Below are 18,860 nucleotides of genomic sequence, written 5' to 3' on the forward strand. Positions count from 1 at the left end.
TGGTTCAGACCTGTCCGTCCCGGTAGTGCTCCAGCGCGGCCAGCGCGGCGGTGCGGGCCTGTTCGGCGAGCTGCGGCGGCGCGGTGATCCGGCCGTCCCGGCCGAGCCGCAGCGCGAGGGTGCGCAGGCCGGACGGCTCGGCGGAGCGCAGGGTGATCCGCAGGCCGCCGTCGGGCAGCTCCTCGGCGCTGTCGTGGGTGTAGTACTCGGCGACCCAGCGGCCGCCGGGGCCGACCTCGACCACCACCTGCGGGTCGTCCGCGTCGGGCGCGACCATGCCTGCGGACAGGTCGCGCGGCTGGAGGCGGGGCGGGTTGGCGGGCTCCTCGAGGACCTTGATCTCGGCGATCCGGTCGAGCCGGAAGGTGCGCCGGTCCTCGGAGGTGCGGCACCAGCCCTCCAGGTACGTGTGGCCCTCGGTGACCAGCCGGATCGGGTCGACCTCGCGCTCGGTGAGCTCGCCGCGGCCGTGCGACCAGTAGCGCAGCCAGATCAGCCGGCCCTCGCTGAGCGCCCGGTCGATGTCGGCGAAGACGGTGCCCTCGGCCTCGAAGGTGACGCCGATCCGGGCGGCGGACTCGGCGCTCTCGCCGGCCGCGTCCTCGATCTTGGCGACGGCCCGGGTGAGCGCCTGCCGGTCCCGTTCGCGCAGGCCGGGCAGGCCGGCCACGGCGCGGGCGGCGACCAGCAGCGCGGTGGCCTCGTCGGCGGCCAGCCGCAGCGGCTGGGCGACGTCGTCCACGTTGTGCCACCAGATCCGCTCGCCGTCGGTGTCGATGTCGAGCAGGTCGCCGCCGCGGAACGACGTGCCGCACATCGGCAGCACGTTGAGGTCGCCGATCAGTTCGCGCTCGGTGATCCCGAACGCCCGGGCCACCTCGGCGACCTCGGCCCCGGGCCGCTCGCGCAGGTAGGTGACCAGCGACAGCATCCGCCGCGTCTGGTCGATCGCATTACTCACGCCTGCACCTCCGCGAGACCGGCGACGGCGCGCAGCCGGTCGATGACGTCGGCCCGCAGGTCCTCGGGGCCGATCACGATGACGTCGGGACCGTACTCGGCCAGGTCGGCGCCCAGGCCGTTGCCGTACGGGATGTCCAGCTCGTCCCAGTCGGCGTCCACCGGCCGGGTGTCCAGCGCACGCTGGCGCAGCGGGTAGGCGGCGCCCCGGCGGACCCGGACGGCGGCGACGGCGGTCGCGCCCTCGCCGGCGAACCGGGCGACCACCGCGCGCACGTCGACGTGCTCGGGGACGTCGCCGGTGAACGCGCCGGCCCGGGAGCGGACCTTGCCGGTGATCCGGGACAGCCGGAACACCCGGGCGGAGCCGCGGTCGCGGTCGAAGCCGGCCAGGTACCAGTGGCCGCGCCAGCACTCCAGCGCCCACGGCTCGACCGAGCGCGGCCCGGCGGTCGCGGCGCCGGCCTTGCGGTAGTCGAAGGTGACGGGCCGCCGGTCGCGGGCGGCGACCAGCAGCGGCTCGAACGCGGCCTCCCGGCCGGGGATCCGCGGCTCCAGCGCGCCGTGCTCGCGCTCCTCGGCGAACGGGACGCCGGCGGCCCGCAGCTTCTGCAGGGCGCCGCTGGCCGCGCCGGACATCTTGGCCTGCTGCCAGACCCGGGCGGCGAGGGTGAGCGCGGCGGCCTCCTCGGCGTCCAGGGCGATCTCGGGGAGGCGGTTGCGGTCGCGGCGGGCGAGGTAGCCCACTTCGCCGTCGAGCGCGTTCTCGTCCACGTCGATGATCAGGCCGAGTTCGCGCAGGTCGTCCTTGTCGCGCTCGAACATCCGGTTGAAGGCGTCCTCGGAGCCCTGTTGCCAGGCCTCCCGGTACGCCTCGACGGACTCGCGCAGCTCTTTCTTGGAGAGCGGACGCCTGGTGTTCATCAGGCACAGGGCGAGGTTCATCAGCCGCTCTGCCTTGGCGATCGCCATCGCTGACCTTTCCTCCGATCGGGGGTGACCCGCCTGACCGTACCGGTCCGGACACGCTGGGCGAAAGCCGAACCCCCGGCTCCGAGCGGAACCGGGGGTTCGGTGGTGCGTCCGAGGTCAGACGCCCAGCAGGTCCACCACGAAGATCAGGGTGGAGCCGGCCGGGATCAGCGGGCTCGGGGACTGGTTCCCGTAGGCCAGGGCCGGCGGGATGATCAGCTCGCGGCGGCCGCCGACGCGCATGCCCTCGACGCCCCGGTCCCAGCCCTTGATGACGCGGCCCGCGCCCAGCGGGAAGCGGAAGGTCTGGCCGCGGTTCCAGGACGCGTCGAACTCCTCGCCGGAGGCGAAGGTGACACCGACGTAGTGGACCTCGACGACCGCTCCGGCCTTGGCCTCGGCGCCGTCGCCGACCACGATGTCGCGGATCTGGAGCTCGGTCGGGGCGTCGCCGCCCGGGAAGTCGATCTCCGGCTTGGTCAGGCTCACTGTTGCTCTTCTCGTTCGGTTGCGTGAACGCTGCTCATCCTAGACAACGGCGGCAGCCGGTCAGTCCTCGCCGCCGACGCCGGCGTCCAGGATGTCGATCACGAACACCAGGGTGGAGTTCGCCGGAATGCCGTTGCTGGCCTGGTCCTTGTACGCCAGCGAGGCGGGGATGACCAGTTCGATGCGGCTGCCGATGTTCTGGCCGACGACGCCCTTGTCCCAGCCCTCGATGACGCTGCCGGCGCCGGTGGCGAAGGTGAACGCCTGGCCGCGGTCGAGCGAGGAGTCGAACTTCTTGCCGTCCTTGTACAGCGCGCCGGTGTACTGGACGACGACCTTCTCACCGGTCTCGACCTTGCGGCCCTTGCCCTGGATCAGGACGTGCGACTTCAGCTCGGTCGGGTCGGCGACGCCGGGGACGGGCGTGATGTCGAACGGCTTCTTGCCGTTGTCCTTGACCTGCGGCATGTCGGCCGGCGGGGCGGTCATCTCGCCGCTGAGCACCGCGTCGGGCGCGGTGGCCTGCCGGATGTCGAGCACGAAGACCAGGCTGTCGGTGGCGGCGATGCCGAGCTGGCTGTTGCCCTGCGCGCCGAACGCGGCGGCGGGCGGGGCGACCACCAGCACCCGGCTGCCGGCCTTGTGGCCGGAGACGGCCTTGTCCAGCGCGGGGATCAGCTTGCCGGCCTCGGCCTGGTACAGCTGCGGCTTGCCGCCCTGGTCGCCGTACGAGCCGGGGATCTCCTTACCGGTGTTCCAGTCCATCGCGGTGTAGTCGACGGACACCCAGTTGCCCTTTTCGACCTTCGGGCCGGTGCCCGCGGACAGCTCCTTGACCACGAACGTGCCGTCCGGCTGGTCCTGCGGCACGGTGATGGTCGCCTTGGAGCCGAAGTCGCCGGCCACCGTGGGCAGCGCCTTGGCGCTGTCCTTGATCGGCGGCACCGGGTCCTGGGTGGGCGTGTCGGTGGCGGCGGGCTTCGCCGCGTCCGACTTGGAGGCGGGCTTGCCGCTGTCCTTGTTGACCTCGTACATGGTGATCCCGGAACCGATCAGCAGGACCACGAGGATCGTGCCGAGGATCGCACCGAGGCGGCCGGAGCTGCCCGGGTCCTCGTTGTAGCCGGCCTCCGACGGGTCGACCTTGCGCTGCGTGGAGGCGAAGACCTGCTGCGCCTCGGTGCTGCCGACCGCCGGGGTGGGCTCGTACGCGGGCGCGTCCCCGTACCCGGGGGCCGTGCCCGCGGTGGCCGGCGGCGTCCAGCCGGCCTGGGACAGCACCTCCGGGGACACCACGATCGACTCGCGGCCTCCCGGACGCTGCTGCCCGGTGTTGTCGGCCTCGCCCGGGCTCGACGGCTTCTCAGACATGACTCCCCAATTCATCTCGCCCGACGACGCGTGTACCACTGGTTGCGGGGCAGCAGTATGTCAGGTCGGCATGAGAGCCGGTCGGTCCGGTACTGGCCCCGCGTCCAGGCAGTGATCAGACAGCTTCCAGGATGTCGATCACGAACACCAGGGTGGAGTTCGCCGGGATCGCGCCACTGGCCTTGTCGCCGTAGCCCAGCGACGGCGGGACGACCAGCATCACCCGGCTGCCGACGGTCTTGCCGACCAGCCCCTGGTCCCAGCCCTTGATCAGACTTCCGGTGCCGACCTGCAGCGCCTGCGCCCCGCCGTGGTTCCACGAGGAGTCGAACTGCTTGCCGTCGGCCCAGGTCACGCCGGTGTACTGGACCACCAGGGTCTGGCCGGACTTCACCTCGGGCCCGTTGCCCTTGATCAGCACGTACTGCTGCAGGTCCGCGGGCGGCTGCTCGCCGGAGGGGACGGTGATGGTGGGCGCGGCCTTGCCGTTGTCCTTGACCTGCGGGGCGTTCGACGGCGGCTCGGTGACCTGCCCGGAGACGGTCGAGTCCTGCGGCACCGACTGCATGAGGTCGAGCACGAACACCACGGTGTCGTCCTTGCCGACGCCGAGCGCCGTCGAGCCCTGGCTGCCGAACCCGGCGGCCGGCGGGGCCACCACCACCAGCCGGCTGCCGACCTTCTTGCCCTCCACGCTCACGTCGAACGCCGGCACCAGCTGCCCGCTGCCCGCCTGGTACAGCTGCGGCTTGCCGCCGGAGTCGTAGGAACTGGTCAGGTCCTTGCCGCTGGTCCAGTCCTTGGCGGTGTAGTTGACGGTCACCCAGTCGTTCTTGTTGACCGTCGCCCCGGTGCCCTCGGTCTCGGTGTTCACCACGAACTGCCCGCTCGGCTGGCCGCCGGGCAGCGTGATCGTCGCCTTCGAGCCGAACTCCCCACTGATCGTGGGCATCGGCGAGGCGGACGCCACCGGGCTCGGCACCTCCATCGGCGAGGCGGTCGACGAGGGCGTCTCCCCGGCGGACTTGCCGGAACCGCCGCCGCACGCGGTCAGCAGCACGGCAGCGAGGGGCACGGAGAGCAGGCAGGCGATTCGACGCATGAGGTCAGCGTATGGCCGGATTCGTCCGGTCCGTCGGAGGCACTCGGGCGCGCCTCCGACGGACCGTCAACGCGTCGCTCACATTCCGGCGATCAGCTTCTCCACCCGCTCGTCCACCGACCGGAACGGGTCCTTGCACAGCACGGTGCGCTGCGCCTGGTCGTTCAGCTTCAGGTGCACCCAGTCGACGGTGAAGTCGCGGCGCTGCTCCTGGGCGCGCCGGATGAAGTCGCCGCGCAGCCGGGCCCGGGTGGTCTGCGGGGGCACCGACTTGCCCTGGAAGGTGAGCAGGTCGTTGGTGACCCGCTGCGCCTTGCCGTTCTTCTGCAGCAGGTAGAACAGCCCGCGGCGGCGGTGGATGTCGTGGTACGCGAGGTCGATCTGGGCGACCCGCGGGTTGGACATGGTCATCTGGTGCTTGGCGCGGTACTTCTCGATCAGCTGGTACTTCATGATCCAGTCGATTTCGGTGCCGACCTTGCCGAGATCCTCGGTGCGCACCGCCTCCAGGGTGCGGCCCCACAGGTCGAGGACGCGGGCCACGGTGCCCTCGTTGAGGCCCTTGCGGTCGGCGAACTCCAGCGCCTTGGTGTAGTACTCCTCCTGGATCTCCAGGGCGCTGGCCTCCCGGCCGTTGGCGAGCCGGACCTGGTGGGTGCCCGTCAGGTCGTGGCTGACCTCGCGGATCGCCCGGATCGGGTTCTCCAGCGTCAGGTCGCGCATCACCACGCCGGCCTCGATCAGCCTCAGCACCAGGTCGGTGGCGCCGACCTTGAGCAGCGTGGTGGTCTCCGACATGTTGGAGTCGCCGACGATGACGTGCAGGCGGCGGTAGCGCTCGGCGTCGGCGTGCGGCTCGTCGCGGGTGTTGATGATGGGGCGGGAGCGGGTGGTCGCGGAGCTGACGCCCTCCCAGATGTGCTCGGCGCGCTGGCTGACGCAGTAGACCGCCCCGCGCGGGGTCTGCAGGACCTTGCCGGCGCCGCAGATCAGCTGGCGCGTCACCAGGAACGGGATCAGCACGTCCGCCAGCCGGGAGAACTCGCCGTGCCGGGCCACCAGGTAGTTCTCGTGGCAGCCGTAGGAGTTCCCGGCGGAGTCGGTGTTGTTCTTGAAGAGGTAGACGTCGCCGGCGATGCCTTCCTCGTGCAGCCGCCGCTCGGCGTCCACCAGCAGCCCTTCGAGGATCCGCTCGCCGGACTTGTCGTGGGTGACCAGCTCGACCACGTCGTCGCACTCGGGGGTGGCGTACTCGGGGTGGGAGCCGACGTCGAGGTAGAGGCGGGCGCCGTTCTTCAGGAAGACGTTGCTGCTGCGGCCCCAGGAGACGACACGGCGGAAGAGGTAGCGGGCGACTTCGTCCGGCGACAGGCGGCGCTGGCCGCGGAAGGTGCAGGTGACGCCGTACTCGTTCTCGATCCCGAAAATTCGGCGGTCCATATGGCGACTCTTCTCTGTGGGAAGCTCCGTGAAACCCTTCGGTGCGGTGATGGATCGTCAGGCGGCCCGCCCGGCAGGGGGCGGGCCGTCGGACGCGGTCATTCGGTGTCGGACGCCTCGTCCTCGTCCGCGGCGGCGCTCTCGTCGCCGCTGAGCAGCCTGGTCAGCTGGCTGCCCAGGATGCGCTTGAACTTGCGCTGCTGGACCCGCTGGCGGTCGAGGACGGCGACCTCCAGCTGTTCGGGCGTCAGGGTGCGCGGGGTGCCGCCGTTGGGGTCGCGGGCCAGGCCGTCGACGGCCAGCTTCAGCGCCTCGGCGAGGGACAGGCCGGCCCGGTGGCGCTGGCCGAGGTAGTTGCCGATGGAGTCGGCGTTGCCGCCGACCACGACGGCGTTCTTCTCGTCGACCACCGAGCCGTCGGGGGTGAGCCGGTAGATCTGGTCGTCGGCGTCGGTGCGGCCGACCTCGGCGACGATCAGCTCGACCTCGTAGGGCTTCTCCCCGACCGAGGAGAAGATGGTGCCCAGGGTCTGGGCGTACACGTTGGCCAGGCCGCGGGCGGTGACGTCGGCCCGGTCGTAGGAGTAGCCGCGCAGGTCGGCGTAGCGCACGCCGCCGATCCGCAGGTTCTCGAACTCGTTGTAGCGGCCGACCGCGGCGAACGCGATCTTGTCGTAGATCTCGGAGACCTTGTGCAGGGCGCGGGAGGTGTTCTCCGCGACGAACACGATGCCGTCGGCGTAGGTGAGCACGACCACGCTGCGTCCGCGGGCGATGCCCTTGCGGGCGTACTCCGCGCGGTCCGCCATGGCCTGCTGGGGCGAGACGTAGAACGGCGTGGACACCGCCGGTCTCCCTTCGGGTGGTTGAGGCGGATTCAGAGCAGCGGGGCCTGCGGGCCGTTGGGGTTCTCGCGCCGCTGGTCGGTGATGGAGACCGCGATCGCGGTGACCTCTTCCTCGCCGAGCCGGCGGAAGCCGTCCTCGGTGATCAGCGTGACGATCGGGAAGATCTTGCGGGCGAGGTCCGGGCCGCCGGTCGCCGAGTCGTCGTCGGCGGCGTCGTACAGCGCCTGGACGGTGAGGGTGGCGGCCTGTTCGGCGGTCATCCCCTCCCGGTAGAGCTTCTTCATCGCGCCGCGGGCGAAGACCGAGCCGGAGCCGGTGGCGGCGAAGCCCGCCCGCTCCTCGGAGCGGCCGCCGGTGACGTCGTAGGTGAAGATCCGGCCGCGGCCGAGGTCGAGGTCGTAGCCGGCGAAGACCGGGACCACGGCGAGGCCCTGCATGGCCATCGCCAGGTTGGACCGGATCATGGTGGTGAGCCGGTTGGCCTTGCCCTCGAAGGAGAGCACGGTGCCCTCGATCTTCTCGTAGTGCTCCAGTTCCAGCTGGAACAGGCGCACCATCTCGATCGCCAGGCCGGCGGTGCCGGCGATGCCGACCGCGCTGTACTCGTCGGCCGGGAAGACCTTCTCCATGTCGCGCTGGGCGATGACGTTGCCCATGGTGGCCCGGCGGTCGCCGGCGAGCACCACGCCGCCGTCGAAGACCGCGGACACGATGGTGGTGCCGTGCGGCGCCTCGATCGTCAGGCCCTCGGGCAGCTGCCGCCGGCCGGGGAGCAGCTGCGGCGCGTGGCTGTCGAGGAAGTCGATGAACGAGGAGGAACCGGGGGTGAGGAAGGCAGCCGGTAGACGCCCGGTGCCACTGAGGTTGGCTTCCACACGTGTCCTTCCAGATCGAAGATCCAAAGTTGGAGTTGTGCCCCGGACCCTACCCGTTCCGGGGGCCGGATCCACGTTTTCGGTCCCGGAGGACAGAGAAGGCGAGGCCGCAGGCGCGCTCAGGGCACACCTGCGGCGCTCGCCGTGCTCTATTCCGGTGGAAAGGGGTTGCCCCCTCTCACTCGCCGCCCTTCTGCACGAATCCGCGCACGAAATCCTCGGCGTTGGATTCCAGGACTTCGTCGATTTCGTCCAGTACTGCGTCGACGTCGTCGCTGAGCTTTTCCTGACGCTCCTTGAGGTCGTCCGAGGCCTGGGTTTCCGCGGCCTGCTCCTCGACCTCCTCGGAGGAGCGGCTGGCCCGCTGCTGGCCGCCGCCGGTGTCCTTCTCCGCCATTTTCCTCACCCCGCTCGCTCGGTGTTCCCGTACAACGCTCGCTGCTCACCTGAATGATTCCCCGTCCGGGAATGTTCACCCGTGGTGATCGAAAAGTTACCCGCCGGAGAGGACCCGCACCAGGTCTTCCGCGGTGCGGCACCGGTCGAGCAGTTCCTTGACGTGCGCCTTGGTGCCGCGCAGCGGCTCCATGGTGGGCACGCGCTGGAGGCTGTCGTGCCCGGGCAGGTCGAAGATGACCGAGTCCCAGGACGCGGCGGCCACGTGGTCGGCGTACTGCTCCAGGCAGCGGCCGCGGAAGTAGGCCCGGGTGTCGTCGGGCGGCTGGGAGACGGCGCGGCGGACTTCGTCCTCGGTGAGCAGGCGCTCCATCCGGCCGCGGGCCTCCAGGCGGTTGTACAGGCCCTTGTCGGGGCGTACGTCGCTGTACTGGAGGTCGACCAGCTGGAGGCGCGGGCTGTCCCAGTTCAGGGCGTCGCGCTGGCGGTAGCCCTCCAGGATCTCCTTCTTGGCGACCCAGTCGAGCTGTCGGGACAGGCTCATCGGGTCGCGCTCCAGCCGGCCGAGCACGTCCTCCCAGCGGGCCAGCACGTCCGTGGTCTGGTCGTCGGCGTCCTGCCCGAAGCGGTCCTCGACGTACTTGCGGGCCAGTTCGTAGTACTCCATCTGCAACTGGACGGCGGTGAGCTTGCGCCCGGAGCGCAGCGACACCAGGTGCTTCAGGTCCGGGTCGTGGGAGATCCGGTGCAGGGTGCGCACCGGCTGGTCGACGGCGAGGTCGACGGCGATGAAGCCGTCCTCGATCATCGACAGGACCAGCGCGGTGGTGCCGAGCTTGAGGTAGGTGGAGATCTCGGAGAGGTTGGCGTCGCCGATGATGACGTGCAGCCGGCGGTACTTCTCGGCGTCGGCGTGCGGCTCGTCGCGGGTGTTGATGATGGGGCGCTTGAGGGTGGTCTCCAGGCCGACCTCGACCTCGAAGTAGTCGGCGCGCTGGCTGATCTGGAAGCCGTGCCCGCCGCCCTCCTGCCCGATCCCGACCCGGCCGGCGCCGCACACCACCTGGCGGGAGACGAAGAACGGCGTGAGGTGGCGGACGATGTCGGCGAACGGGGTGGCCCGCTGCATCAGGTAGTTCTCGTGGGTGCCGTAGGAGGCGCCCTTGTTGTCGGTGTTGTTCTTGTAGAGCAGGATCCGCTGCCCGTTGGGCAGCTCCAGCGCGCGGGCGGCGGCCTCGGCCATGATGCGCTCGCCGGCCTTGTCCCAGAGCACCGCGTCGCGCGGGTTGGTGACTTCGGGTGACGAGTACTCGGGGTGGGCGTGGTCGACGTAGAACCGGGCGCCGTTGGTGAGGATGACGTTGGCCAGGCCGATGTCCTCGTCGGTGAGCTGGCTGGCGTCCGCCACGTCCCGGGCCAGGTCGAAGCCCCGGGCGTCGCGCAGCGGATTCTCCTCCTCGAAGTCCCAGCGGGCGCGGCGCGCCCGGTGCATCGCCGCCGCGTAGGCGTTGACGATCTGGGACGAGGTGAGCATGGCGTTGGCGTTGGGGTGCCCGGGTACGGAGATTCCGTACTCGGTCTCGATCCCCATCACGCGCCGTACGGTCATGCGGCCCTCCAGACCCTGTCGGTACTGCCGGTGCAGACGCGCCGTCCGGCTGCGGAACTGTGCCGAGCACCGCAGCCGGACGGGTGGTTCGCGTACTACAGGTACTGCCCCGTGTTGGCGACAGTGTCGATGGAGCGACCGGACTCGGCGCCCTGCTTGCCGGTGACCAGGGTGCGGATGAACACGATCCGCTCGCCCTTCTTGCCGGAGATGCGGGCCCAGTCGTCCGGGTTGGTGGTGTTGGGCAGGTCCTCGTTCTCCTTGAACTCGTCCACGCAGGCGGCGAGCAGGTGGGAGACCCGCAGGCCGCGCTGGCCGTGGTCGAGGAAGTCCTTGATCGCCATCTTCTTCGCCCGGTCGACGATGTTCTGGATCATCGCGCCGGAGTTGAAGTCCTTGAAGAACAGCACTTCCTTGTCGCCGTTGGCGTAGGTGACCTCCAGGAAGCGGTTCTCCTCCGTCTCGGAGTACATCCGCTCGACCACCGACTGGATCATGGCGTCGACGGTGGCGGGCACCGAGCCGTCGTGCTCCTTGAGGTCGTCGGGGTGGAAGGGCAGCGAGTCCTTGAGGTACTTGGAGAAGATGTCCTTCGCCGCCTCGGCGTCCGGCCGCTCGATCTTGATCTTGACGTCCAGGCGGCCGGGCCGCAGGATCGCCGGGTCGATCATGTCCTCGCGGTTGGAGGCGCCGATCACGATGACGTTCTCCAGGCCCTCCACGCCGTCGATCTCCGCCAGCAGCTGCGGGACGATGGTGTTCTCCACGTCCGAGCTGACGCCGGAGCCGCGGGTGCGGAACAGCGACTCCATCTCGTCGAAGAACACGATGACCGGCGTGCCCTCGCCGGCCTTCTCCCGGGCCCGCTGGAAAACCAGGCGGATCTGCCGCTCGGTCTCGCCCACGTACTTGTTGAGCAGCTCGGGGCCCTTGATGTTCAGGAAGTAGCTCTTGCCCTGCGGCCGGCCCGTCACCTCGGCGACCTTCTTGGCCAGCGAGTTGGCCACCGCCTTGGCGATCAACGTCTTGCCGCAGCCGGGCGGGCCGTACAGCAGCACGCCCTTGGGCGGACGCAGCTCGAACTCCTTGAACAGGTCGGCGTGCAGGTAGGGCAGCTCCACCGCGTCCCGGATCTGCTCGATCTGGTTGGACAGGCCGCCGATCTGCCGGTAGTCGATGTCCGGGACCTCCTCGAGGACCAGTTCCTCGACCTCGGACTTCGGAACCACCTCGTACACGTACCCGGAGCGCGGCTCCAGCAGCAGCGCGTCGCCGGCCCGCAGCGTCAGCTCGCGGAGCGGCTCGGCGAGGCGCACCACCCGTTCCTCGTCGGTGTGCCCGACCACCAGTGCCCGGTCGCCGCCCTCCAGCACCTCCTTGAGCGTGACGATCTCGCCGATCCGCTCGAACTCCATCGCCTCGACGACGTTCAGCGCCTCGTTGAGCATCACCTCCTGGCCGCGGCGCAGCTCGTCCAGCTCCACGCCGGGGCTGACGTTGACCCGGAGCTTGCGGCCGCCGGTGAAGATGTCGGCGGTGCCGTCCTCGTTCTTCTCGAGGAAGACGCCGAACCCGGCGGGCGGCTGGGCGAGCCGGTCCACCTCCTCCTTGAGGGCCACGATCTGGTCGCGGGCCTCGCGCAGGGTGGCGACGAGCCTCTCGTTCTGGGCGGTCACACCGGCCAGGTTGGTCTGCAGCTCGACGATCCGCTCCTCAAGCACCCTTGAGCTGCGCGGAGAATCGGCGAGCCGGCGTCGAAGCACAGCGATCTCCTGCTCGAGGTAGGAGACCTGCGCGGCCTCGTCGGACCCCCGTGCGGGCCTGCCGGCGCTGCGGTCGTAGTCGTCATCGTGGGCTGCCACGGTCCTCACCTCCTCCTGGGGGAGCTGGACGACCCAAACCTACCTGGGACCAGGGTCATGTAAACCCCTAGATCAGAAAGATGGATCGGGCGTGTCCGATGTTCGCCCTGCGCGCTTCCCCTCTGACAGAGGAGATGCCCACCGCTCAACGGTTCAAAGCAGCGCGCATGTATCGTGACAGGAATGTCCCCGAATGCGGGGCAACCGGAGCAGAAACGGCAGGGGCAATGGCGGGGACGGGCGAGGCACTCGAAGTCTGGATCGACCAGGATCTGTGCACCGGTGACGGGATCTGCGCGCAGTACGCGCCCGAGGTCTTCGAACTCGACATCGACGGGCTCGCCTATGTGAAGGGCGAGGACGACGAGTTGCGCCAGCAGCCCGGCGAGACGGTGCCCGTTCCGCTGACGCTCCTGAAGGACGTGGTCGACTCGGTGAAGGACTGCCCGGGCGACTGCATCCACGTCCGCCGGGCCGCCGACGGCGTCGAGGTGTACGGCCCGGACGCGGACTGACGATCCGTCAGGCGGTGTGGGCGGGAGTCCGGGTCTCGGTCTTCGCCCACCCGCGGGCGGACTGCGTCCACACCAGCTCCACCGCGACGTCCGGCGAGAACCGCGGCACGTCGTCGGAGGAGTAGCCGCGAGCCGCTCCGCGGATCGACCCGTCGGAACGGATCGCCAACTCGGTGAGCGTGTAGCCGTCCCGGTCCGCGAGCAACTCGACCGGCTTGCCGGCGCCCTCCACCACGAACACCTGGTCCGGCGGCGTCCCCATGTCGGCCTGACAGTGCGCGGCGAGAACCCCCAGCGCCTTCCCGTTCACCACCGCCGACGCCTTCAGGCTCACCGCGGTCGGGAACGGCCCGCACTCCATGGGCAGTTGGACCTTCTCCAGGTCCACCTCCGGCACCACGGCGTCAACTTCCTGATGCGCCGTCACCACCGCCCCGGTCGCCGACGTCGCCCCCAACGCCCCACCCACCACAGCGGCGCACCCCGCCGCGACCAGCACCCAGTGCTTCAACCCCGACCCTGCATGCACCACAGACTCCCCTTCCGGTGTGGGCATTTTCGCACACGGGGGAACAGTGGCTCGCTGGCGGGTGGGCCCGAAAACAGGGGCGCGGGAAATCGGCAGCGGATGCACAAACAGGGGCGCGGGGAACTGCGCGAAGCGGAAGGCGCCCATCCGCAAGGTCGCGTCGCGGGCAATGACTTGCCGTTGATCGCGACCTTGCTGAAGTGCACTTCTTGCTCGCGCAGTTCCCCGCGCCCCTGCTTTCGCGCCCACCTGCCGGCGCTACGAATCAGCTCAGGTCGCGACCATCGTGCGAAGCCGCTTCCCGCTGGGCCTTGCGCACGGCGGCCCGCTCCGCGAGCGTCAGCTCGGGCTCGGCCACGTCGTAGTCCTCGCCGTAGGCGCCCTTCGCGGGGCGGCGGCGGCGCAGCGGGGGCTCGACTCCGTCGGCCAGGCGGCGGGCGGTGAGGAGGAAGCCGGTGTGGCCGATCATGCGGTGGTCGGGGCGGACCGCGAGGCCTTCGAGGTGCCAGGTGCGGACCATGGTCTCCCAGGCCTGCGGCTCGGTGAAGGTGCCGTGTTCGCGCAGCGCCTCGACGGTGCGGGACATCTGCGTGGTGGTGGCCACGTAGCAGCAGATGAGGCCGCCGGGGACGAGCGCCTTGGAGGCGACGTCCAGGCACTCCCAGGGGGCGAGCATGTCGAGGATGACGCGGTCGACGTCGGTCTCGACCAGGTTGTCCTGGAGGTCGCCGACGGTGAGCTTCCACGCGGGGTGCGGGCCGCCGAAGTAGCGTTCGACGTTGCCGCGGGCGATGTCCGCGAAGTCCTCACGCCGCTCGTAGGAGGCGAGCATGCCGGTGTCGCCGACGGCGCGCAGCAGGTAGGTGGACAGGGCGCCGGATCCGACGCCCGCCTCCACCACCCTCGCGCCGGCGAAGATGTCGGCCATGGCCAGGATCTGCCCCGCGTCCTTGGGGTAGATCACGGCTGCGCCGCGCGGCATGGAGAGGACGTAGTCGGGGAGCAGGGGGCGCAGCGCGAGGTACGGGACGTTGCCCGTCGTGCGGACGACCGTGCCCTCGGGAGCGCCGATCAGCTCGTCGTGCGGGAACGCACCCTTGTGGGTGTGGAACTGGTTCCCGGCCTGGAGCGTGAACGTGTAGTGGCGGCCCTTGGGGTCGGTCAGCTGGACCTGGTCCCCGACCTTGAAGGGCCCGCGTCGGCGGGCGGCACCGGTCGGTTCGGACATGGGGGCCATCCTACGGGAGCCGGAGGGCTCCCCCGACCACATGATCGGTTCAGACTGTCGGGCGGCCGAGGAGCGCGGCGGTGAGGCGGCGTTCGAGGTCGGTGAGGGAGAGCACGCCGTAGACGCTGCCGTCGGCGCGGACCACCAGGTATTCGGAGGCGGGGGCGCGGCGCAGGGTCTCCAGGATCTGTTCGCCGGCCAGGTCGACGGGGACGGTGTGGCCGGGTTCGAGGTCGCGGGCGACGGCGGAGACGGCGACCCAGGGGCGGCGGTGTTCGGGGATGCCGGCGACCGCCGACTCCTTGACCAGGGCGGTGGGTTCGCCGCGGCCGTCGACCACCACGATGGCGCCGGCGTGGGCCTCGTGGGCCCGGCGGAGCGCTTCGCCGAGGGGGGTGTCGGAGGTGACGTCGATGCTGCGGCGGGCCAGGTCGCGGACCTTGAGGTCGGGCAGGATCTCCTTGAGGCGGGCGTTGCGCAGGGAGTTGCCGGCGCCCTGCCAGATGATGAAGCCGAGGATCGCGGCGAGCACGCCGTCGAGCATGGCTTCGCCGGTGGAGCGTTCGGCGTTCTGCGAGGCGCCGACGACGGGCAGCACCAGGACGACGGCGACGGCCAGGGCGCGGCCGGTCCAGACGGCGGCCAGGGTGCCCTTCATGGGGTTGCCGGTGACGGCCCAGACGACGGCGCGCAGCATCCGTCCGCCGTCCAGCGGGAGGCCGGGCAGCAGGTTGAAGGCGGCGACCACCAGGTTGGAGATCATCAGGCCGGCCAGCAGCACGCCGGGGACGGTGGCGGGTTCGACGGCGCGGAAGCCGGCCCAGAACACGCCGGCCAGCACCAGTGAGAGCAGCGGGCCGACCAGGGCGAGCCAGAACTCGCGCCAGGGCCGGTCGGCCTCCTTCTCGATCTCGGAGACGCCGCCGAGGAACTGGAGCTGGATGCGCCGCACGCCGAGCTTGTAGCGCAGGCCGACCAGGGTGTGGGCGAGTTCGTGGACCAGCACCGAGGCGTAGAAGGCGACGGCGAAGGAGAAGGCGAGCAGGTAGCGGGTGGCGCCGAGGCCGGGCAGCACGTCGCCGAGCCGGCTGCCGAAGATCCAGGTGATCAGTGCGGCGACCAGGAACCAGGACGGGGTGACGTAGACCGGCACGCCGAGCGGGCGGCCCATCAGGATGCCGCCGCGGGGCGGTTCGCCGCCCTCCGGCGGGCCCGGCGTCCCCGGCGTCCGCCCCTTGGTGTCGTTCACCGTGCTCCCTCCACCCTCCGCCGACTCTCTGCGCCTCGTACGCTACGTGATCTCCCGCCCGCTGCGGCGGCGCACCCCGCTCTCCTTTCCCATACCCACCTCTTCGACCGAGCTGTCGGTGCGGTGCAATAGGGTCGGGGCATGCAGCAGACCGACCCCACGCCCACTGCCCGTCCGGCGGCCCCGCCGACCGGGCTGTCGCCGTCGAGGGCCGGTGACTTCATGACCTGCCCGCTGCTGTACCGGCTGCGGGTGATCGACCGGCTCCCGGAGCCGCCGAGTCCGGCGGCGACCCGGGGGACGCTGGTGCACGCCGTGCTGGAGCGGCTGTTCGACCATCCGCCGGCCGAGCGCACCCCCGAGCGGGCCCGGGGGCTGCTCGCCCCGCAGTGGGAGCGGCTGCTCGGAGAACGGCCGGAGCTGGCCGGACTGTTCCCGGACGCGCCGGAGCAGTTGGCCGGCTGGCTGGGCGACGCCGAGAAGCTGGTGGAGAAGTGGTTCCGGCTGGAGGACCCGACCCGGCTGCACCCGGTGGAGCGGGAGCTCTACGTGGAGACCGCGCTGGCCTCGGGCCTGCTGCTGCGCGGCTACATCGACCGGGTGGACGTCGCGCCGTCCGGCGAGGTCCGGCTGGTGGACTACAAGACCGGCCGGGCGCCCTCGCGGGACTTCGAGGGCAAGGCGATGTTCCAGATGAAGTTCTACGCCCTGGTGGTGTGGCGCTGGAAGGGCGTGCTCCCCAAGCGGCTGCAGCTGGTGTATCTCGGCGGCGGCGGCGATGTGGTGACGTACGACCCGGACCAGGCCGATCTGCTGGCGGTGGAGCGGAAGCTGGAGGCGCTGTGGGAGGCGATCTCGGCGGCGGTGGCCACCGGCGAGTTCCCGGCGACCCGCAACCGGCTGTGCGACTGGTGCGACCACAAGTCCAGCTGTCCGGAGTTCGGCGGCACTCCCCCGCCGTACCCGCTGCCCCTGGCCACTCTGACCAATCCCCGCAAGGAGTCGTAGGTGACGATCCGTGTGCTGCTGGTGGACGACCAGCCGCTGCTCCGTACCGGTTTCCGGATGATCCTGGAGGCGGAGTCCGATCTGGTGGTGGTCGGCGAGGCGGGCGACGGCCAGCAGGCGCTGGACCAGGTCCGCGCGCTGCAGCCGGACGTGGTGCTGATGGACATCCGGATGCCGCGGATGGACGGCGTGGAGGCGACCCGCCGGATCGCCGGCCCGGACCGCAGCGGTCCGGCGAAGGTGCTGGTGCTGACCACCTTCGACCTCGACGAGTACGTGGTGGAGGCGCTGCGCGCGGGCGCCAGCGGCTTCCTGTTGAAGGACGTGCCGGCCGAGGAACTGGTGCAGGCGATCCGGGTGGTGGCGGACGGCGCGGCGATGCTCGCCCCGTCGGTGACCCGCCGTCTGCTGGACATGTACGCCACCAAGCTGCCGTCGGGCGACGAGGCCCCGCCGCAGGCGCTGACGGTGCTGACCGAGCGCGAGGTGGAGGTGCTGCGGCTGGTGGCCCGCGGGCTGTCGAACGCGGAGATCGCCGCCGAGCTGTTCGTCTCCGAGACGACGGTGAAGACCCATGTCGGCCATGTGCTGACCAAGCTGCAGCTGCGGGACCGGGTGCAGGCGGCGGTGTACGCGTACGAGAGCGGCCTGGTGCGCCCCGGCGCGATGTAGCGGCCGGCGCGGCCCCTCACGGGCCCCGGAACGGCCGACGGCCCGTCACCCCCGGTGGGGTGGCGGGCCGTTGTGCTGCCGGGCGAATCGTTACTTCTTGTTGCGGCCGATCAGCCAGAACCGGAAGCGGCTGGTGTTGTCCACGGTGGTGTCGACGCCGGTGACGCCGTTCTTGTACACGTAGAAGGACTTGTTCTGGTACAGCGGGACCATCGGCACCGCGTCGGCCAGCCGGTTCTGGATGATCGCGTAGGCGCCGCCGCCGGTGCGGTCGGTCATCTTGATCGAGTCCGGCACCAGCTTGGTGCTGATCTGCGGGTCGTCCCAGTTGTTGTGGAACGCGCCGCCGCCGACCACCAGCGGGGAGATGTAGTCGTCCGCGTCGACGTAGTCGGGGGTCCAGCCGATCAGGTAGGCCTGGTAGCTGTCGTTCGACCAGTTGGCGATGAAGGTGTCCCAGTCGGGTTCCTGCTGGACCGTCACCTGGAACAGACCGCTGGCCTCCAGCTGCTTCTTGACGTTCTCCAGCTCGGCGGCGCCGGCCCGGGAGCGCGACCAGGTCAGGTTGATCTTGACCGGGGTGGTGATGTGCGCGTCGGTCAGGTACTTCTTGGCCTTGGCGACGTCCGGCTCGCCGTACTTGTCGAAGAAGGCGGTGTTGTGGCCGACCACGCCGGCCGGGACGACCGAGTACAGCGGCAGCACGGTGCCCGCGTAGACGTCGTGGGCGAGCGCCTTGCGGTCGATCAGCTGGGCCATGGCCTGCCGGACCGCCTGCTTGCCGCCGACGTCGTCCTTGGTGTTGAACACCAGGTAGAAGGTCTCGCCGCTGTCGCCCTCGGCGACCCGCAGGTTGCCCTTGCCGGACTGGTCGTCGTTCTTGATCTGCGCCGCCGTGGCGGGGTCGAGGCTGTTGTCCGCCACGTCCACCTCGCCCTTTTCGACAGCGGCCTTCAGATCGTCCGTCTTCTCGTAGTAGCGGACGGTGAACTTGCTGTTCTCGGGCTTGGTGGCGGCGCCGTGGTAGGTCGGGTTCGGCGACAGCGTGACCTTGCTGGGGCTGGTGCCGCGGTTCTCGATCGCGTCGATCCGGTACGCCCCGGAGCCGACCAGCTTGTCGTTGGGGAGCAGCTTGTCAGCCGGGAAGACCTGGTGGTCGACTATCGCGCCGGCCGGCGAGGCCAGCTTGGCCGGGAGCACCGCGTCGGGGGTCTCCAGGTGGAAGACGACGTCGAGTTCGCCGGTGGCCTCCACCGACTTGATGGTCGACAGCAGCGGCACCGGACCGGCCGGGTCGTTGATCTTCTTGGTGCGGTCGATCGAGTACTTGACGTCCTCGGCCGTCACCGGGTGCCCGTTGGTGAACTTCAGCCCAGCCTTCAGCGTGCACTTGTACGTCATCGTGTCGTTGCCAGTGAACTGGCAGGACTCGGCGGCGTCCGGCTGCGGCACGGTCGCGCCGGGCGGGAAGGACAGCAGCGACTGGAAGGAGTTGTTCAGTACCAGCCAGGAGCCGATCTGGTAGGCGCCGGCCGGGTCGAACACGGTGGCCCCGTTGGTGGTGCCCAGGGTGATCGCGGCGCCGTTGCCGTCGCCGCCACCGGCGACCTTCTCCACGGAGGCGCAGCCGGCCGCCGTGGTGACGACGAGCGCGGCGCAGCTGAGCACGGCCAGGCGGTTGGGCGTAGTCATGCGGGGTGGTCTTCCTTACTGCGTGCGGCCGGCTCGCCCCGGA

General features: G+C 70.4%; 18 protein-coding genes. 3 read left to right on the forward strand and 15 right to left on the reverse strand.

Translation table 11 applies throughout. From position 1 onward, the window contains the following. Window positions 1–4: 4 nt before the first annotated feature. The 11 genes from ACIQF6_RS26465 to arc form a co-directional block, all read right to left on the reverse strand. Entirely contained in the window at window positions 5–931 is a 927-nt protein-coding gene (locus tag ACIQF6_RS26465; RefSeq protein ID WP_400899381.1) for a helix-turn-helix transcriptional regulator, read from the reverse strand. A 26-nt stretch (window positions 932–957) separates the two neighbouring features. Continuing rightward, entirely contained in the window at window positions 958–1,932 is a 975-nt protein-coding gene (locus tag ACIQF6_RS26470) for a helix-turn-helix transcriptional regulator (RefSeq protein WP_400899226.1), read from the reverse strand. Between the two features lie 117 nt (window positions 1,933–2,049). Next, a complete protein-coding gene (locus tag ACIQF6_RS26475) occupies window positions 2,050–2,421 on the reverse strand; it encodes an FKBP-type peptidyl-prolyl cis-trans isomerase (protein ID WP_400899228.1) in 372 nt (123 codons plus the stop codon). Between the two features lie 60 nt (window positions 2,422–2,481). Then, window positions 2,482–3,792, reverse strand: coding sequence for an FKBP-type peptidyl-prolyl cis-trans isomerase (locus ACIQF6_RS26480; RefSeq protein ID WP_400899230.1), 1,311 nt, complete (start codon window positions 3,790–3,792; stop codon window positions 2,482–2,484). Window positions 3,793–3,907: 115 nt separating this feature from the next. Then, complete coding sequence (locus ACIQF6_RS26485; RefSeq protein WP_400899232.1) at window positions 3,908–4,894, reverse strand: FKBP-type peptidyl-prolyl cis-trans isomerase; 987 nt, start codon at window positions 4,892–4,894, stop codon at window positions 3,908–3,910. 78 nt (window positions 4,895–4,972) lie between these two features. Beyond that, window positions 4,973–6,334 carry a Pup--protein ligase gene (pafA, locus tag ACIQF6_RS26490; RefSeq protein WP_400899234.1) on the reverse strand — a complete coding sequence of 454 codons (1,362 nt, stop codon included), beginning with the start codon at window positions 6,332–6,334 and terminating at the stop codon, window positions 4,973–4,975. Between the two features lie 98 nt (window positions 6,335–6,432). After that, window positions 6,433–7,179 carry a proteasome subunit alpha gene (gene prcA, locus ACIQF6_RS26495; RefSeq protein WP_400899236.1) on the reverse strand — a complete coding sequence of 249 codons (747 nt, stop codon included), beginning with the start codon at window positions 7,177–7,179 and terminating at the stop codon, window positions 6,433–6,435. 32 nt (window positions 7,180–7,211) lie between these two features. Further along, window positions 7,212–8,057 carry a proteasome subunit beta gene (gene prcB, locus ACIQF6_RS26500; protein ID WP_400899238.1) on the reverse strand — a complete coding sequence of 282 codons (846 nt, stop codon included), beginning with the start codon at window positions 8,055–8,057 and terminating at the stop codon, window positions 7,212–7,214. 178 nt (window positions 8,058–8,235) lie between these two features. Further along, complete coding sequence (locus tag ACIQF6_RS26505) at window positions 8,236–8,454, reverse strand: ubiquitin-like protein Pup (protein ID WP_035868822.1); 219 nt, start codon at window positions 8,452–8,454, stop codon at window positions 8,236–8,238. A gap of 96 nt (window positions 8,455–8,550) precedes the next feature. Beyond that, complete coding sequence (gene dop / locus ACIQF6_RS26510; protein ID WP_400899241.1) at window positions 8,551–10,062, reverse strand: depupylase/deamidase Dop; 1,512 nt, start codon at window positions 10,060–10,062, stop codon at window positions 8,551–8,553. 95 nt (window positions 10,063–10,157) lie between these two features. Continuing rightward, window positions 10,158–11,924: a proteasome ATPase gene (gene arc, locus ACIQF6_RS26515; protein WP_400899243.1), complete on the reverse strand. Its 1,767-nt coding sequence runs from the start codon at window positions 11,922–11,924 to the stop codon at window positions 10,158–10,160. 227 nt (window positions 11,925–12,151) lie between these two features. On the opposite strand from arc, the gene ACIQF6_RS26520 reads away from it, so the two are divergent. Further along, on the forward strand, window positions 12,152–12,439 hold the full coding sequence (locus tag ACIQF6_RS26520; protein ID WP_400899245.1) for a ferredoxin: 288 nt from the start codon (window positions 12,152–12,154) through the stop codon (window positions 12,437–12,439). 7 nt (window positions 12,440–12,446) lie between these two features. Here the strand turns inward: ACIQF6_RS26520 and ACIQF6_RS26525 are convergent, their stop codons facing one another. From ACIQF6_RS26525 to ACIQF6_RS26535, 3 genes are all read right to left on the reverse strand, one after another. Next, window positions 12,447–12,968: a hypothetical protein gene (locus ACIQF6_RS26525; protein WP_400899247.1), complete on the reverse strand. Its 522-nt coding sequence runs from the start codon at window positions 12,966–12,968 to the stop codon at window positions 12,447–12,449. 265 nt (window positions 12,969–13,233) lie between these two features. Next, the gene (locus ACIQF6_RS26530) at window positions 13,234–14,196 is read right to left on the reverse strand and encodes a tRNA (adenine-N1)-methyltransferase (protein WP_400899249.1); all 963 of its coding nucleotides are present in this window, start codon (window positions 14,194–14,196) and stop codon (window positions 13,234–13,236) included. Window positions 14,197–14,245: 49 nt separating this feature from the next. Further along, window positions 14,246–15,445, reverse strand: a complete 1,200-nt coding sequence (locus ACIQF6_RS26535) for a site-2 protease family protein (protein ID WP_400899251.1) — start codon at window positions 15,443–15,445, stop codon at window positions 14,246–14,248. Window positions 15,446–15,586: 141 nt separating this feature from the next. Here ACIQF6_RS26535 and ACIQF6_RS26540 point away from each other — a divergent pair, with 141 nt between their 5' ends. Then, window positions 15,587–16,453 carry a RecB family exonuclease gene (locus ACIQF6_RS26540; protein ID WP_400899253.1) on the forward strand — a complete coding sequence of 289 codons (867 nt, stop codon included), beginning with the start codon at window positions 15,587–15,589 and terminating at the stop codon, window positions 16,451–16,453. After that, window positions 16,454–17,125, forward strand: coding sequence for a response regulator transcription factor (locus ACIQF6_RS26545; RefSeq protein WP_043911498.1), 672 nt, complete (start codon window positions 16,454–16,456; stop codon window positions 17,123–17,125). Between the two features lie 90 nt (window positions 17,126–17,215). Here ACIQF6_RS26545 and ACIQF6_RS26550 read toward each other — a convergent pair whose 3' ends face one another. Further along, on the reverse strand, window positions 17,216–18,817 hold the full coding sequence (locus ACIQF6_RS26550) for an ABC transporter substrate-binding protein (RefSeq protein WP_400899256.1): 1,602 nt from the start codon (window positions 18,815–18,817) through the stop codon (window positions 17,216–17,218). Window positions 18,818–18,860 lie beyond the last annotated feature (43 nt).

The sequence above is a fragment of the Kitasatospora sp. NPDC092948 genome (assembly GCF_044754805.1).
Classification (GTDB): domain Bacteria; phylum Actinomycetota; class Actinomycetes; order Streptomycetales; family Streptomycetaceae; genus Kitasatospora.

Bases quoted from the DNA above. Each gene is read 5' to 3' on its own strand.
- ACIQF6_RS26465 (WP_400899381.1), bottom strand. From the start codon at position 931: ATGCTGTCGCTGGTCACCTACCTGCGCGAGCGGCCCGGGGCCGAGGTC.
- ACIQF6_RS26470 (WP_400899226.1), bottom strand. From the start codon at position 1,932: ATGGCGATCGCCAAGGCAGAGCGGCTGATGAACCTCGCCCTGTGCCTG.
- ACIQF6_RS26480 (WP_400899230.1), bottom strand. From the start codon at position 3,792: ATGTCTGAGAAGCCGTCGAGCCCGGGCGAGGCCGACAACACCGGGCAG.
- ACIQF6_RS26485 (WP_400899232.1), bottom strand. From the start codon at position 4,894: ATGCGTCGAATCGCCTGCCTGCTCTCCGTGCCCCTCGCTGCCGTGCTG.
- pafA (WP_400899234.1), bottom strand. From the start codon at position 6,334: ATGGACCGCCGAATTTTCGGGATCGAGAACGAGTACGGCGTCACCTGC.
- ACIQF6_RS26505 (WP_035868822.1), bottom strand. From the start codon at position 8,454: ATGGCGGAGAAGGACACCGGCGGCGGCCAGCAGCGGGCCAGCCGCTCC.
- dop (WP_400899241.1), bottom strand. From the start codon at position 10,062: ATGACCGTACGGCGCGTGATGGGGATCGAGACCGAGTACGGAATCTCC.
- ACIQF6_RS26520 (WP_400899245.1), top strand. From the start codon at position 12,152: ATGGCGGGGACGGGCGAGGCACTCGAAGTCTGGATCGACCAGGATCTG.
- ACIQF6_RS26530 (WP_400899249.1), bottom strand. From the start codon at position 14,196: ATGTCCGAACCGACCGGTGCCGCCCGCCGACGCGGGCCCTTCAAGGTC.
- ACIQF6_RS26540 (WP_400899253.1), top strand. From the start codon at position 15,587: ATGCAGCAGACCGACCCCACGCCCACTGCCCGTCCGGCGGCCCCGCCG.
- ACIQF6_RS26550 (WP_400899256.1), bottom strand. From the start codon at position 18,817: ATGACTACGCCCAACCGCCTGGCCGTGCTCAGCTGCGCCGCGCTCGTC.